12 protein-coding genes are annotated in these 15723 nt (G+C 29.1%); all 12 read left to right on the top strand.

What is annotated here, in order from left to right:
* Nucleotides 1-275 precede the first annotated feature (275 nt).
* The 12 genes from OEW74_RS03360 to OEW74_RS03305 all read left to right on the top strand — a co-directional run bounded on the left by OEW74_RS03360 (nt 276) and on the right by OEW74_RS03305 (nt 15697).
* Nucleotides 276-2231, top strand: a complete 1956-nt coding sequence (locus OEW74_RS03360) for a polysaccharide biosynthesis protein (protein WP_265427148.1) — start codon at nt 276-278, stop codon at nt 2229-2231.
* Between the two features lie 115 nt (nt 2232-2346).
* Nucleotides 2347-3156, top strand: coding sequence for a polysaccharide biosynthesis/export family protein (locus OEW74_RS03355; protein WP_265427147.1), 810 nt, complete (start codon nt 2347-2349; stop codon nt 3154-3156).
* Between the two features lie 20 nt (nt 3157-3176).
* The gene (locus OEW74_RS03350; protein WP_265427146.1) at nt 3177-5552 is read left to right on the top strand and encodes a GumC family protein; all 2376 of its coding nucleotides are present in this window, start codon (nt 3177-3179) and stop codon (nt 5550-5552) included.
* A 28-nt stretch (nt 5553-5580) separates the two neighbouring features.
* Nucleotides 5581-6882: a nucleotide sugar dehydrogenase gene (locus OEW74_RS03345; RefSeq protein WP_265427145.1), complete on the top strand. Its 1302-nt coding sequence runs from the start codon at nt 5581-5583 to the stop codon at nt 6880-6882.
* A gap of 17 nt (nt 6883-6899) precedes the next feature.
* Nucleotides 6900-8015 (top strand): non-hydrolyzing UDP-N-acetylglucosamine 2-epimerase, encoded by a 1116-nt coding sequence (gene wecB, locus OEW74_RS03340; RefSeq protein ID WP_265427144.1) that lies wholly within the window; start codon nt 6900-6902, stop codon nt 8013-8015.
* Nucleotides 8016-8118: 103 nt separating this feature from the next.
* Entirely contained in the window at nt 8119-8694 is a 576-nt protein-coding gene (locus OEW74_RS03335; protein ID WP_265427143.1) for an acyltransferase, read from the top strand.
* The gene (locus tag OEW74_RS03330) at nt 8694-9992 is read left to right on the top strand and encodes an oligosaccharide flippase family protein (protein WP_265427142.1); all 1299 of its coding nucleotides are present in this window, start codon (nt 8694-8696) and stop codon (nt 9990-9992) included. Before OEW74_RS03335 ends, OEW74_RS03330 begins: the two co-directional genes overlap by 1 nt.
* Nucleotides 9993-10060: 68 nt before the next feature.
* Nucleotides 10061-11173 carry an acyltransferase family protein gene (locus OEW74_RS03325; protein WP_265427141.1) on the top strand — a complete coding sequence of 371 codons (1113 nt, stop codon included), beginning with the start codon at nt 10061-10063 and terminating at the stop codon, nt 11171-11173.
* Between the two features lie 5 nt (nt 11174-11178).
* On the top strand, nt 11179-12390 hold the full coding sequence (locus OEW74_RS03320) for a glycosyltransferase family 4 protein (RefSeq protein WP_265427140.1): 1212 nt from the start codon (nt 11179-11181) through the stop codon (nt 12388-12390).
* 4 nt (nt 12391-12394) lie between these two features.
* Nucleotides 12395-13570, top strand: a complete 1176-nt coding sequence (locus OEW74_RS03315; RefSeq protein ID WP_265427139.1) for a hypothetical protein — start codon at nt 12395-12397, stop codon at nt 13568-13570.
* Nucleotides 13545-14678 (top strand): glycosyltransferase family 4 protein, encoded by a 1134-nt coding sequence (locus OEW74_RS03310; protein ID WP_265427138.1) that lies wholly within the window; start codon nt 13545-13547, stop codon nt 14676-14678. The genes OEW74_RS03315 and OEW74_RS03310 overlap by 26 nt, the downstream gene beginning before the upstream one ends.
* The gene (locus tag OEW74_RS03305; protein WP_265427137.1) at nt 14675-15697 is read left to right on the top strand and encodes a glycosyltransferase family 4 protein; all 1023 of its coding nucleotides are present in this window, start codon (nt 14675-14677) and stop codon (nt 15695-15697) included. The genes OEW74_RS03310 and OEW74_RS03305 overlap by 4 nt, the downstream gene beginning before the upstream one ends.
* Nucleotides 15698-15723: the final 26 nt, after the last annotated feature.

Below are 15723 nucleotides of genomic sequence, written 5' to 3'. Positions count from 1 at the left end.
AAGATTTTTTTTGGTATAACTATTTATAGCATAATTTTATAAAGCTTTAGTTCTTGTTTTTGGGAAATAATTTTCAAGAAAATAGCGTTAAGTTTTTTTATAATTATTTTCGTACTGATTTGTTAAATAACTACTTATTTCAATGATATTTTCTTGTACTTTTCATTTTACAATTTATATTTTACTATAATTAGAAGTAAATGAGGATATCCATTTTTTTATAATAATAATATCGTTATATTTGCCCAATAATTGAAAATGTCAAAAAATGTTGAATGAAAAAGCTTAATGATGCTTTTGCTACTTTGTATAAAGGGGATAATATTGTTAAACTCACGCAGCTAAGATATATACCAAGGTGGATTGTCATTCTTATTGATGTTTCTATTATATTCCTTTCTATATTTCTTTCGTATATATTTTTAGATAGACTACGTGTACAGGTCAACTTTCCTAATCATAGACTAGAAAAAAGGATATTACTTATTTCTGTTAATTTATTGTTTATGTTTGCTTTTAGAACATACGCAGGTATTATCAGACATTCTACTTTTTTTGATTTGTTCAAAATTCTTTTATCATCAGGAAGTACTTTAATAACAGTAATGTCTTTAAATTTTATTATAGAGTTATTGTTAGGTAAATCGCTTTATTTATATCCTACCTTATTTCTTTACTTTTTCATTTCAGTTTCGTTGATGTTCTTTTTTAGAATGGTCACCAAACAGTTTTTTAATATTTTAATTGATATTAAAGGAGCTACATCGAAAACCAAAGTGGCAGTAGTGGGAGTAAGCGATGCTTCTGTTTCTTTGGCAAGAGCAATACTTCACAATCCGAATTATCCTTATCGTTTAGAGGGATTTATTACCAAAAGATCAGATTCAAATAAAGCGGTTCTTTTGGGGCATAAAATTTATAACAGTGATTATTTTTTTAAAAATAAAAATATTGTCAGTAAGTTTGATGCAGTTTTGATTATCAAAGAGATCATGTCAAAACAAGAAATCGAAGATTGGATGACAATGGCTTTAGACAATGGCTTGAAAGTTTTAAAAGCTCCTACATTGAGTAAAATGCGTGATTCTGACTTGGTAGGAGGTATTCGCCAGCTTCAAATTGAGGATTTATTAAATCGTAGACCTATTAAAATTGAAAATGAAGAGGTAACGAAAAGGCATGCTGGTAAAAATGTATTAGTTACTGGGGGAGCGGGTTCTATTGGTAGCGAAATTGTGCGTCAGGTGGCTCAATTTAATCCTTCACTAATTGTTGTACTTGATCAGGCAGAATCACCGTTGTATGAATTGGAACTTGAATTGTTTGAGAAATTTCCGGAGCAGAAATTTAAATTTGTCTTGGCTGATATTTCTAACTCGTATAGACTCGAAAAAATATTTGAACTCTATCAGTTTTCAATGGTTTATCATGCTGCAGCTTACAAACATGTTCCATTAATAGAAGAAAATCCGCATGAAGCAATTTTTGTAAATGTATTGGGAACAAAGAATGTAGCTTTGCTTTCAAAGAAATATAAAGTAAACCGTTTCGTAATGGTTTCTACTGATAAAGCGGTAAATCCTACCAATGTAATGGGGGCTTCAAAGAGAACTGCTGAACTTTTTGTACAATCTTTACAAAACTCAGTAGGTAACACAACAAAATTCATTACTACACGTTTTGGTAATGTTTTGGGTTCTAATGGTTCTGTGATTCCGCATTTTAGAAAACAAATAGAGAAAGGAGGTCCGGTTACTATTACTCATCCTGATATCATTAGATACTTTATGACGATTCCTGAGGCTTGTGAATTAGTTCTTCAGGCAGGAACAATGGGAGCTGGTGGAGAGATTTATGTTTTTGATATGGGTGAGCCTGTTAAGATTTTAGATTTAGCAAAAAGGATGATTAAACTATCTGGCTTTACACCGGATGTTGATATTAAGATTAAATTTATAGGTTTAAGGCCGGGTGAAAAATTATACGAAGAATTGCTGAGCAATAATGCAACAACTGTCCCTACTCACCATGAGAAAATTATGATCTCAAAAGATCCCTTGATGGGTTTTGAGCAGATTGAAATTTTATGTAAGCAGATTGTCACATCAGCGGTTAAAAGAGATAAGCTGGAGGTGGTAAAGCTCTTGAAAGATATTGTCCCAGAGTTTATTAGTAATAATTCAGAATTCGAAGTTTTAGACAATAAAGAAATGACGAATATATCAATTTAAATGTAAAACCTAATTCCCTGTTGTTAAGTATTATTAACAGGGAATTTTCAATATAATGACTAACAAATTTTGTTTGAAAAATAATAATCCTATTTTTGTGAAAAAATTATCAAAAATGATCTTAAAAAAATATTTTATTTACGGAGTTCTTGGCTTAGCAATATTTTCTTGTGCACCAAGACAAGAAATTAATTACATGCAGGATATTGAAAATATTGCATTAGATAATTCTATTAAAAACAGCAGAGGTACTTTACAACCCGGTGATCAATTGATTATTACCGTGACGGCTAAAGATATGGATGTGGTAAAACCATTTAACCAAAGTTATTCGTCAAGTGCAACAATAACACAGTATTCCGTTCCGAGTTCAAATAACCTACCTCAACAACTCCCTGTTTCAGGATCTACTTATATTGTAGATACAGACGGGAACATCGTATTTCCGCAGATTGGTGTGGTAAGTGCAAAAGATGAAAATATTGAAACAATGAGGGTTAAATTAACGAACCTGATTTCAGAGTATGTTAAAAATCCGGTGGTTGAAATGAAACTCACCAATTTTAAGGTTTCTGTTTTGGGAGAAGTTACAAGACCTGGTACTTATGTTATTCCTGATGGAAATACTACATTATTAGGAGCTTTAGGTTTGGCAGGGGATCTTACTGTATATGGTGTGAGAACCAATGTTTTAGTTGTAAGAAATATTGATGGAAAAATTACAAAAGAAAGAGTGGACTTAACGAGCGCACAGTTTATCAACTCACCGTATTATTATCTTAAGCAAAACGATATGATCTATGTGCAGCCTAATGCCAACAGAGAAAAAGCAGCAAGAATAGATCCTAATACAGGATTGTATATTTCAGTTGCCTCAGTTATTGCTTCTTTAGTAATTGGAGTTTTAGCACTTACAAAAAATTAATATAAGAATTATTCTTTATAGTGGATTATAATCAAACACAAGAAGAGTTTCATAAAGAAACGTTCAATATCAGAGAAATTTTAAAACCTTACATTCATCGTTGGTATTGGTTTATTATAGGGGCAATTGCAGCAGTTGTTGTTGCATGGTTCTTTTTAAGATATAGTATCCCTGTATACAATACTGAGTCAACATTATTGATCAAAGAAGTTAAAAAATCTTCAGCCGGTCAGCCAGATATGTCTGTGATTTCAGAGTTGAGCGGTATCGGAGGAATGGGTACTAACTCGGTAGATAACGAAATTGAGATCTTAAAATCTAAAAAGCTGATGCTTTCCGTGGTAAGAGAACTTGCATTGGAAACCAATATTTATTCTAAAGGAAAAATAAAGGAGACCGAATTATATAAAGAAAGCTCTCCCTTTTTAGTAAGAATTATCAGCGAAGCAAAACCAGCTAAATATCCCAGCAAAGAAGTCACTGCTAAAATAAAAGGTGACAAAATTATCATTGAATCGGAAAGTTTCAAAAAAGAAATCCATGCAGATTTTAATAAATCGGTAACGATGCCTTTTGGTGTGGTAATGTTTCAGAAAAATCCTAAATTTAAGCTGAACCCAAAATCAACTGACACTTATCTATTACAGTTTATGTCTGGGATGAACAGAGCAAGGTATTATCTATCTAAATTAAACGTAAGTTTGGTACAGAAAGAAGCTACAGTTCTTAAGCTTTCAATCACAGATCCTATTCCTGATAAGTCGGTAGATATTTTAAATAAGCTTGCTGTAAATTATAACCGTGAAGCTATTTTAGATAAAAACTCTGAAGCACAGAAAACAGCCAGCTTTATTGATGAGCGTATTAATTTGATCAGTAAAGAATTAGGAAATGTAGAATCTCAGAAAGAAGATTTCAAACTTCGTAATAATATTGCTGATATTCAGACGGAAGCACAACTTTCTTTAGAAACTGCAATGAAAAGTCGTCAACAACAACTTGAAAATGAGTCTCAATTAGAATTGATCAACAGTCTTCTCAATTCAGTTAAACGACAAGGCACTTATCAGGTTTTGCCTTTAAATGTGGGGCTTACAGACCAGAATATTGCATCTAATATTGCGTTATATAATCAGTTGGTAATTGATAGAAACAGATTACTGGAAAACTCTACTACTGTTAACCCTGTTGTTCAGAATATCACCAGTCAGATCAACAGTATGCGTACTTCTGTTATTCAAAGTTTGCAGAAAACACAATCTGCACTTCAGATCTCAATAGGAACAATTGCTGGAGAACAAAATAAATTGTCGGGTAGAATCTCAAAAATTCCTGTTCAGGAAAAAATGTTCCGTAGTATTGAAAGACAACAAAACATTAAAGAACAGCTTTATTTATTATTACTTCAAAAAAGAGAAGAAGCAGCGATATCATTAGCAATTGCCGCTCCAAAAGCTAGAATTGTTGACGATGCTTTAACAAGTTCGATTCCTGTTTCTCCAAAAAAAATGATTATTTATCTTGGAGCATTAATTATAGGGTTATTAATTCCTTTTGCAGTTATTTATCTTTTAGAACTGTTTAATAACAAAGTGAAAACAAAACAAGAGTTAGAAAGACTGCTTGATGGAGAAGCGGTAGTAGGAGAGCTGCCTTCGCTAGAAAAAGGTGAACCTGAAATCGTTCAGCTAAATGATTTATCTCCTTTAGCTGAAGCATTCAGAATCTTGATTACCAATATTAATTTTATGCTGCCTAAAAATAAAAAAGGCAATGTAATTTTTGTAACCTCAACCGTTAAAGGAGAAGGTAAAACATTTACTTCGGTTAATTTAGCGCTTACATTGGCGTCTCCAAGAAAAAAAGTAATCATTATTGGTTCAGATATCAGGAATCCACAGTTGCAGAGATACAACGAAAGCCGAAGAGGATTAATTGGTCTTTCAGAATTTATGTATGATGAGCAAATGGATGTTTCCGAAATTATTCATCCAACTTCATTTAACCCATATTGTGATGTGATTTATTCTGGTGCTATTACACCCAATCCGACAGAACTTTTATCTAATGGAAGATATGAGGAATTGATTGAGGCATTAAAACCAATGTATGATTATATATTATTAGATACCGCTCCGTTAATGTTGGTAACAGATTCATTCTTAATTGCTGATGTAGCAGATATTACGGTATATGTTACCCGGTCAGGTTATACGGAAAAAGAATTAATAGGCTTTATCAATAAACAGATCAAGGATAAAAAAATTAAAAATGTAGGAGTGGTACTGAATGATGTAAATAAAATGAACAGTGGCTATGGGTATGGCTACAAATACGGATATGGCTATAATGCTGAGTCTAATGAACCATGGTGGAAAAGAATAATTAAATCATAGTATACTAACTGCTTTTTCATATAGAAACATGAAAGAAATACAAAAAATTGCCATTATTGGTTTAGGGTATGTAGGCTTACCGTTAGCAAGATTATTTGCAACAAAATATCCGGTAGTAGGCTTTGATATAAATCATAAAAGAATTGAAGAGTTAAAACTGGGAATAGATTCAACTTTAGAGGTAGATAATGATATTTTACAAAAAGTTACATTATCCGAAAATCCTGTAAAAAATAATTTAGAAAGCGGTTTGTATTGTTCTAAAAATTTGGAAGACATTCAAGAGGCAAATATCTACATTATTACTGTGCCTACACCAGTAGACAGAAACAACCGTCCAGATCTTACTCCCTTATATAAATCAAGTGAAACAGTAGCCAAAGTATTAAAAGCTAATGATATTGTTATCTACGAATCTACAGTTTATCCGGGAGTAACAGAAGAAGAATGTGTTCCAGTTTTAGAACGGTTTTCTGAATTGAAGTTTAACGTAGATTTCTTTGTAGGCTATTCTCCGGAACGTATTAATCCTGGAGATAAAGAACATACCGTTGATAAAATACTAAAAGTAACTTCTGGTTCAACACCAGAAACTGGCAAAACTGTAGATGATCTTTATCGTTCAGTAATAACTGCGGGAACACATTTAGCACCAACTATTAAAGTTGCCGAAGCGTCAAAGGTGATTGAAAATTCGCAACGTGATATTAATATTGCATTTATTAATGAGTTAGCAAAAATTTTCTCATTAATGGGTATTGATACCCATGATGTTCTTGAAGCTGCTGGAACTAAATGGAATTTCCTGAAATTTAAACCAGGATTAGTAGGCGGACATTGTATTGGTGTAGACCCTTTTTATTTAGCACAGAAAGCTCAAGAAGTAGGCTATTATTCTGAATTGATTTTGGCAGCTCGGAGATTGAATGATTCAATGGGATCTTTTGTTGCCTCCCAAGTAATCAAGTTAATGATTAAGAATGATATTAAAATAAAAGGAGCAAAAGTTCTAAATCTTGGAATTACTTTTAAAGAAAACTGTCCGGATGTTCGTAATACAAAAGCCGTAGAAGTTATCAAAGCTCTCGAAGAATATGGAACTGAAGTATTGACTTATGATCCTTGGGCAAATCACTCCGAGGTTAAATATGAATATGATATAAATTTTCATTCAACTGCAGAAAATATTGAAAATTCTCGATTTGATGCTATTATTTTAACAGTGGCACATCAAGAATTTTTAAACATCGATTGGACACAATATTTAAATGGTAATGGTGTCATATATGATGTAAAAGGGATTTTGGAGAGGTTTGACGGAAGATTATAAATAAAGAAATTTTAGTTTTGAAGAAGAACTTAATTATATTTGGTACAAGACCGGAAGCTATAAAAATGGCTCCTTTAGTAAAGGAGTTTAAGAAAAATAGAGAATTTGAAACAAAGGTTTGTGTAACAGCCCAACATCGTGAAATGTTGGATCAAGTATTAAATTTTTTTGAAATTGTGCCAGATTACGATCTCAATTTAATGAAGCCAAACCAAAATCTTTATACACTTACAGCAGATATTATTATGGGAATGAAATCTGTTTTAGAAGATTTTCAACCAGATTTTGTGTATGTGCATGGTGATACTACCACCACAATGGCAGCAAGTATAGCAGCATTTTATTCTGGAGCAAAAGTTTGTCATGTGGAAGCAGGATTGAGAACGAATAATAAGATTTCCCCTTTCCCGGAAGAGATAAACCGCCAGGTGACAGGAAGGATTTCTGATTATCATTTTGCACCTACCAAGGCATCAGCCCAAAATCTCTTGAATGAAAATGTGCAAAAAGAAAATATATTTATTACAGGAAATACTGTTATTGATGCTTTATTAGATAGTTCAGAAAGAGTTAAACATTTGGATAATGAGGAAATCACCCGGATGAAAAAGATTTTGGATTCAACTAAAAAATTAATTTTAGTGACGGGACATCGGCGTGAAAATCATGGTCAAGGATTTATAAATATTTGTAAAGCATTAAAAGAAATTGCAACAAAAAAGTCTGATGTGCAGATTATATATCCAGTTCATTTGAACCCGAATGTACAGGATCCGGTTTACGAAATTCTTTCAGGTATTGAAAATATAAAACTGGTAGATCCACTGGCTTATCCAGCTTTTGTTTGGTTGATGAATCAATCTTATTTAATAATTACTGACAGCGGAGGAGTACAGGAAGAAGCTCCGAGTTTGGGAAAACCGGTTTTATTAATGAGGGATACAACCGAACGACCGGAAGCAGTAGATACTGGAACTGTTATTTTAGTAGGAACTAATACAAATAAAATTATTTCAGAATGTTTTAATTTATTGGAAAGCAACGAAAAATATCAGAAAATGAGTAGTTTACACAATCCATATGGAGACGGAAAAGCCAGCGAAAGGATAGTAAATTTTATTAAAAGTGTTTAAAAGCTCTTTTAAGGTGTGTTTATCATGGTCAATCAAATATGAAAAATAAAAAAATATTGAAATATTTCTTAGAGTTTGAGGATTTTAAAATAATAAATTTGAGATGATTATTTTAAATAAAATATACAATAAATTAGATTACTACTTAGATAAAATTTTTGAAATTTATTTAAAATTTATTTTTGGGGTACAAATCGGTAAGAATTGTAGGATTTCTAGAAAATCTTCAATAAGGTGCCTTTATAGAAGTATTAAAATAGGTGACAATTGTATAGTTGAGCCATATGTAAGAATAAAAGCAATCCAAAACCATAGTAAACGTGATAAAGTAATAAATATCAATTCTAATGTTTTTATAGGTTATGCCACAGTTATTGATAGTGGAAATTATATAGAAATAGGAAATTATACAATGATTGGTCCCCATGTCTTTATTACGGATGTAGATCATAGGTTAGAGTTAAAAGATGTTCCAATTGCTTCACAAGGAAGTTTATTTGGTGAGACTATAATAAGAGAAAATGTTTGGATTGGTTCCCAAGTGCAAATTCTTAGAGGAAGTGTTATTCAAAAAAATTCAATAGTGGGAGCTAATTCTACTGTTTTATCTCAAATGGAAGAAGAGTCATTAATCCTAGGGATTCCGGCAAAAGTTAAGAAAACAATAGTGTTTAAATAATGAATTTTTTACAAAAATCTTTTGTAACTGTTGTAGGAAAGTTTTTAGGAGCATTTTTAACATTGCTTACAAGTATCTTACTAGCACGAATCTTAGGAGTGGCAGATGTTGGTAAATATCAGCTTATGGTTACTTCCCAAACTATGGCTATAACTTTTTTGGCAATGGGTTTTGGGAATGCTACAATATATATTGTAAATAATTTGAAAGAAAATAAAAGTAAAGTAGTTTCTAATACATTTAAGTTCTATTCTGTAATTAGTGTTATTTTTACGTTTGTATTTTTTTATATTTTATACATTAATACTGATTATTTTGGTAATTATTCTTATTTTCCTCTTCTCATATTTTCCTTAGGAGCTGGTTCCTTACTATTATATAATATACTTTTACCAATATTGTATATTGATTTAGACGTAATAAAATTGCAAATTCTATCAATTTTATCTTCTTTTTTGCTTTTAACAGGCCTAGTTTTATACTATTTTTTAGGAAGTTTAAATATTGAATTAGTTTTGTTTTTGGTAGGAATTAGCAACATCGTCTCATTGTTATTATTAATTTATTTTATTAGAAAGCAAATAAGATTAGAAATAAAATTAGACTTTGTTTTATTAAGGAAAATTTTTATTTATGGTATAAAAATATCATCTACAAATTTAGTTTTTATTTTTTCGTCAAATGTTGTTGTTTTCTTATTAAAACATTATAATGCGAATGGATTTGAAGATATCGGATTATATTCTCGAGCGACTGCTATCATAAATATTTTTACGATGCTACCAAGCAGTATTGGACCTTTAATTTATTCTAAATGGGCTTCATCCAAAATTGATGTTTTGCATATTCAAGTAGAAAAAACAATAAGAATATTGACTTTTCTGTCATTTATTTGTTTTATAATTGTACTGTTGGGCGGGGAGTTTTTTATTACTTTTTTATACGGAAAAGAATTTATAATGGCAAAAGGTGCTTTATTAATCTTGTGTGGAAGTATTGTTTTTACATCAATTATTTTAGTATTAACTAATTTATTTTCTAGTATTGGTAAGCCTATGGTAACTTTATTGACCTTTACAATATCATTAATTATTACATTTTTATTTTCATTAATATTAATTCCCATATACGGTATTGAAGGAGCCGCATTTTCTGTTTTGATAGGAGCTATTTATAATGCAATACATTTATTAATTGTGACAAAAAAAGTAATTTCTATAAATCTGGTAAAGTCGTTTATAATAAGAAAAACGGATATTGAAGAAATTGAACATTTAATCAGATTCAAAAAAATATAATTCTTTTTTGTACAAACTAATGTACAAATTAAAGAGAAAAATAAAAATGTTATAAGCATATTCATATAATGAAGTCTATAAAACCAATAAAATATTTTGAAAATCTTGATGCATTACGAGGTATAGCCTGCTTATCTGTAGTTTTTTTTCATTTACCAGCTTTTTTGAATGGTAATAATTCTATAATAAGCATTATGCTAGGATTTAATGGTCAAGGAGGAAAATTGGGGGTGTTTTTCTTTTTTACTTTAAGTGGATTTTTAATTACTTATTTATTGCTTTCTGAAAATTATCTGCAATCGAGGATTAATTTGAAAAATTTTTATATAAGAAGAGTTTTAAGAATTTGGCCATTATATTTTTTAGTTTTAATAATAGGATTTATAGTTTCTCCCCTTATCTGTAATTTGTTAGATATTAACTATTCTGAAAATGCAAATCCAATTATGTATTTTTTATTTTTGTCTAATTTTGATGCGATCTATAATGCTTATCCTGTTAATAAAATTTTAGGAACAGGATGGTCTGTAGCTATTGAAGAACAATTTTATTTGGTTTGGCCCTTGCTTTTTTTTATAAAAAACCAGCGAGTATTATTTTGTATACTATTATCCTTTTTCTTTTTTTCATTATTATTTATGTTGGTAAATGTTGATAATAAAGATGTCTTATATTATCATACTTTCTCAGCTGTTTTATTTTTATCTTTTGGAGGCATTTTAGCTTTTATTAGTTTTTATTACCACGATATACTCCTAAATTCCTTAAACTTGATAAAAGTTAGAGCTAATTTATTAATTTATATCTTTGGTATACTAATTCTTTTTTTTACCAATCAATTGGTCAACTTTTTTCATTATTGGATAGTATTAAGTAAAGTTTTCTCAGTATTATTTTTTTCTTATATAATATTGGATCAAGTTTTTGGTGAAAATTCTTTTATAAAATTAGGAAAGATAAAGCTACTGAGCTTTACAGGAAAATTAAGTTACGCAATATATCTTTTACATATGATAGCTATCTATTTTATATCATATTTAAATAATATATTTTCTTTAAACTTTATAATACAAATAATTGCAGTTCTTTGTATTACATACTTATTGAGTTTCTTGAGTTATAGTTACTTTGAATCTCCATTTTTAAAATGGAAATCAAAATTTAACCCTAAAAATAATTAGATATTATGGATAAGAAAAATATAGGTATTGTCACAACTTGGTTTGAAAGAGGAGCAGCTTACGTTTCCAAACAATATATGGAAATATTGCAACAAGAACATAATGTTTTTATATATGCACGGTCCGGCGAATCTTATGCCATAGGAGATCCTGCTTGGGATTTACCTAATGTCTATTGGTCTAAAAAAATAAATTCTCCATTCGTCGTTACAGTAATCGATAAGAAAGAATTTGTCAAATGGATAAAAAGAAATAAAATAGAAATTATTTTATTTAATGAGCAACATTGGTGGCCTCCATTAATATGGTGTAAAGAGCTAGGTATAAAAACTATTGCATATATTGATTATTATACCGAAGAAACGCTCCCCTTATTTAATAGTTATGATTTATTAATCTGTAATACAAAAAAACATTTTGAGGCTTTTAAATGGCATAAAGGTGCTAGGTATATACCTTGGGGAACAGATCTAAACTTATTTAAGCCAAAATCAGATTATACAGAACCAAAAAAAGATATTACATTTTTCCACTCTTGTGGAATGAATCCTTTAAGAAAAGGAACAGATTTGTTGTTAAAATGTATTCCATTAATACAAAATGATACATTTAAAGTAATTATTCATACCCAAACTGATTTGCGAATATTTTTTCCTGATCTACACAGTCTCATTGATAATTTATTAAATTCAAAAAAACTTGAAATTATACAACAAACAATTAATGCTCCGGGATTATATCATCTGGGAGATGTTTATGTATATCCCTCTCGATTAGAAGGTATAGGATTAACTGTAGCAGAAGCTATTGCTTGTGGCTTACCAATAATAACTCCTGACTGTGGACCAATGAACGAGTTTGTAAAAAAAGGAATTAGCGACGTGGTAAGAGTAGAGAAATACTTCAGTCGTCATGATGGTTATTATTGGCCTCAAAATGAAGTGGATATATCCGATTTGTCAGATAAAATGTCTTATTTTATTAAAAATAAACAAAATATTACTAAAATTAAAAAACAAAGTAGAGAATATGCTGTTGAAAATTTAAACTGGTATAAAAATGCAAAAAAATTATTGCTTATTGTCAACGATAAAAATGAAGAAAAACGTGATATGACTACAAAAATTAAAGCATTTGAAAACAAAGGAATAAAAAAATATAATAAGTACTATTTAATGTTTCCTGTTTTATTTGATAAATTATTAATTAAAATGTAATGTTTTGAAATTACTGTTAATTTTTGTATGTATTTTTTTAACGTTATATAAAGTTGATAACGTTTCATTAACTGTAACTTATAGTGATGTTATATTTCTTGTTTTATTCATTATTTTTGTTAACGATTTTTTTAAGAAAGGCTTATCATTTGATAAATTTTCAAAATTATGGACTTTTTATTTAGCTATTTTAGTAATCTCAGGTTTAATTAATTTTACATTTTTAGAAGGAAGGTTTTTGAATATATTTAAAACCTATTTCTTTAGCTTAATATTATATATCATGGTCTATTCATACAGACTGAAAAATAAAATAAAAATAAAAACATTCTGTATATATACTATTATTCTGTGTAGTTTTTTTTTAGTAAAAACATGGGGAGAGATGCAAAGTAAACTCAGCAACATAGATACTGGCTTTACAAACGTTGATTTATTTGAATCTTCATTGAATCTAAATACTTGGGGTTATATCTTAGTTTTATTTTTGGTATTTACGTTTTACTGTTTAATTAATAATATTTATACAAAATTTAGCCTAATGTTTAGTGCTGTAATTTTAATCTTTATATTTTTTAGTTACAGCAGAACAGCATACAGTCTTTCTATTTTATCAATTGTATGGACATTTCTTTTCGTAAACAAAAAAAACATGAAGAATATCATTATTCCTATACTTTTTATAAGTATAATATATTTGTTATGGGAAACACTAGATCTTAAAACTTCTGATGCGGCATTAGATTTTATTGATAAAAAATCAGGTAATTATGGAGATGATCTTATTAACACTAGATTTTATATAATTAATATTGAGCCTCTTATTGAAAACTACGAAAAATTCAATCCTATTCAGGCGTTTATTGGGGACGGTGTCTCAGTTCAGCATAGCTTTTTTTCCCATACACTTATTGTTACAGGAATTGTTGGGTTTGTTATATATATAAAAAGATATATTTATATAATAAAATATTTATATTCAAGTATTAAAAAAAAGTTGCAAATTAAAAAAGCAAAAATGCTATTACTGTTAGTTATTATTATTTTAATAAATGATTTTGTTACCAATGTTTCTGCATATTTACCATTTGCGGCATATTTATCTTCTATTATAATGGCATATATTATTGCAGATATTAATAAAATAAAAATGTATGGAGTTGAGAGAAAGCAATATTAAAAATATAATATTTCCTATTGAATTTAATCATTTTTCAGGAGGAATGATACACTCTGTAATGGATTTAGCAGAAGCGTTAACTGAAAATTATAATGTATATATATTAGCAAATAAAGAAGCTGAAGTATTGAAATTTAATAATAAAATAAAACCTTTGGTTTTAAAAACAAATTGGTCAATTTCAATAAATAAACCAATAAAGACACTCAAAACATATTATAAGGTGAGACAACTTTTAAAAACCTTTAATAAAAAAAATACTATTGTCTTTACAAATAATGTAGGAAGTGAATTAATATTTTCAGGATTTGGATTTTTACCAGCAATACCTTTAAATAGGATTTTTGTTTCAAGAGGTGGATGTTATGAAGGGAAAACGGGCTATTTTATTAAAAAAGGATTTAGCAGCATCAAACATTTTGTTGCAACATCAAAACATCAGTCAAATATCCTCGAAAATATAGGTATTACTAAAAGTAAAATAACAATTATTAATAATGGCATTGATATTAATAGAAGTTTAGGATACCATTATCAGTTTCAAAGAAAAAATAGGATAAGATTATCAATTGTAGGCTATATAAGTGAAAATAAAAATCAGATTTTGGCGGTAGAAGTTTTAAAAACACTTATCAAAAAAGAATATGATGTGGAATTGAATATTTATGGTCTTGCTGTAGCAGACTCAGATAAAAAATATAAGAATAAATTATTACTAAAAATTAAAGAACTTGAGCTGGCTAATAGAATTAATTTCAAAGGATTTGAGTCTGATGTAAAGAATATTTATGAAAATACAGACATTTTATTGTCATGTTCTCTCTCAGAAGGTTTTGGGCGTGTAGTTGCAGAGGCTATGGGGTTTGGAATTCCGTGCGTGGGCTTAAAACAATCAGGTGGGCTTAATGATATTATTATCAATAATGTAAATGGCTTTCTTACAAGTACTGACAAAAATAATATTGTAGGTAAAATCGAAGAATTAATTAACAAGTCAGAAATAAGAAATGAAATAAGCATTAATTCTATAAATTCTTATGAATCAATGTTTAGTAAAAAAATAATGATTGATAAATATTTAAACTTTTTAAAAACAAAAGTTGTATGACCATTTTATATCTTTACGCAGAGCTAATGGGATACCAAATTCCTGTTTTTAAAGAATATGTCGAACAATATAAAGCGAAGGTTCATGTAGTTCACTGGGATAAAAATAAATTAACACCGTATCAACCTCCAAAAATTGATGATGTATTTTATTATGCAAGATCTAAATATGAACATATAGCGCTTGAGGAATTGATATCGGAGATTAAGCCGGATATTGTTTACGTCTCTGGTTGGATGGATAAAGGATATCTAAGAATTTGCAAAATTCTAAAATTAAGAGGAATTCCAATTGTAGCAGGAAGTGATACCCAAGTAAAAAAAACATTAAAACAAAAACTTGGTGTTATTTATTTTAAGCTGTTTTTGAAAAAATACTTTAGTTATATTTGGGTCGCTGGACCTTATCAATATGAGTATGCAAGAAAATTAGGTTTCACTAAAAATGAAATTATTTTTAATTGTCTATCGGCAGATATCACTTTATTCAGTCTTCAATCTCCAAAAAAAATAGTTCCCAAAAAATTTATTTTTGTTGGAAGATTAGAACAAATTAAAGGAGTCGAAATATTACTTGATGCTTGGAAGGCAATTAGTGATAAAAAAGATTCAACCCTAACTTTTGTAGGCAATGGTAGTTTGAAAAATACTATTTTGTCGCATAATATAGAAGTTATTGATTTTCTTTCTCCAGAAAAATTATCAATCTTATTAAAAAATTACGGAATTTTAATCTTACCTAGTTTAGAGGAGCCTTGGGCATTAGTTATACAAGAGGCTATGGCATCTGGACTCCCTGTAATTGCATCTAATGTATGTGGTGCTGCGCCAGTATTTATTACAAATAATTTCAATGGTTTTCTGATCAATCCTAATAATATTGAAGAATTAAAAAATAAAATAAATTATATTATAAATCTTGAAGAAGAGAAACTTGTAGATTTAGCTAAAAATGCTTTGGAGAAGTCTACTGTAATTTCTCCAAAATTAGTTGCTGCATCATTTATTTCTGTGATTTAGATTTTTTTATTTACATACTTATAATA

This window comes from Chryseobacterium sp. YIM B08800, assembly GCF_026163565.1.
Lineage (GTDB): Bacteria > Bacteroidota > Bacteroidia > Flavobacteriales > Weeksellaceae > Chryseobacterium.
The sequence above is the reverse complement of the archived record's forward strand: the minus strand, read 5'-3'. Positions and strand labels throughout refer to the sequence as shown.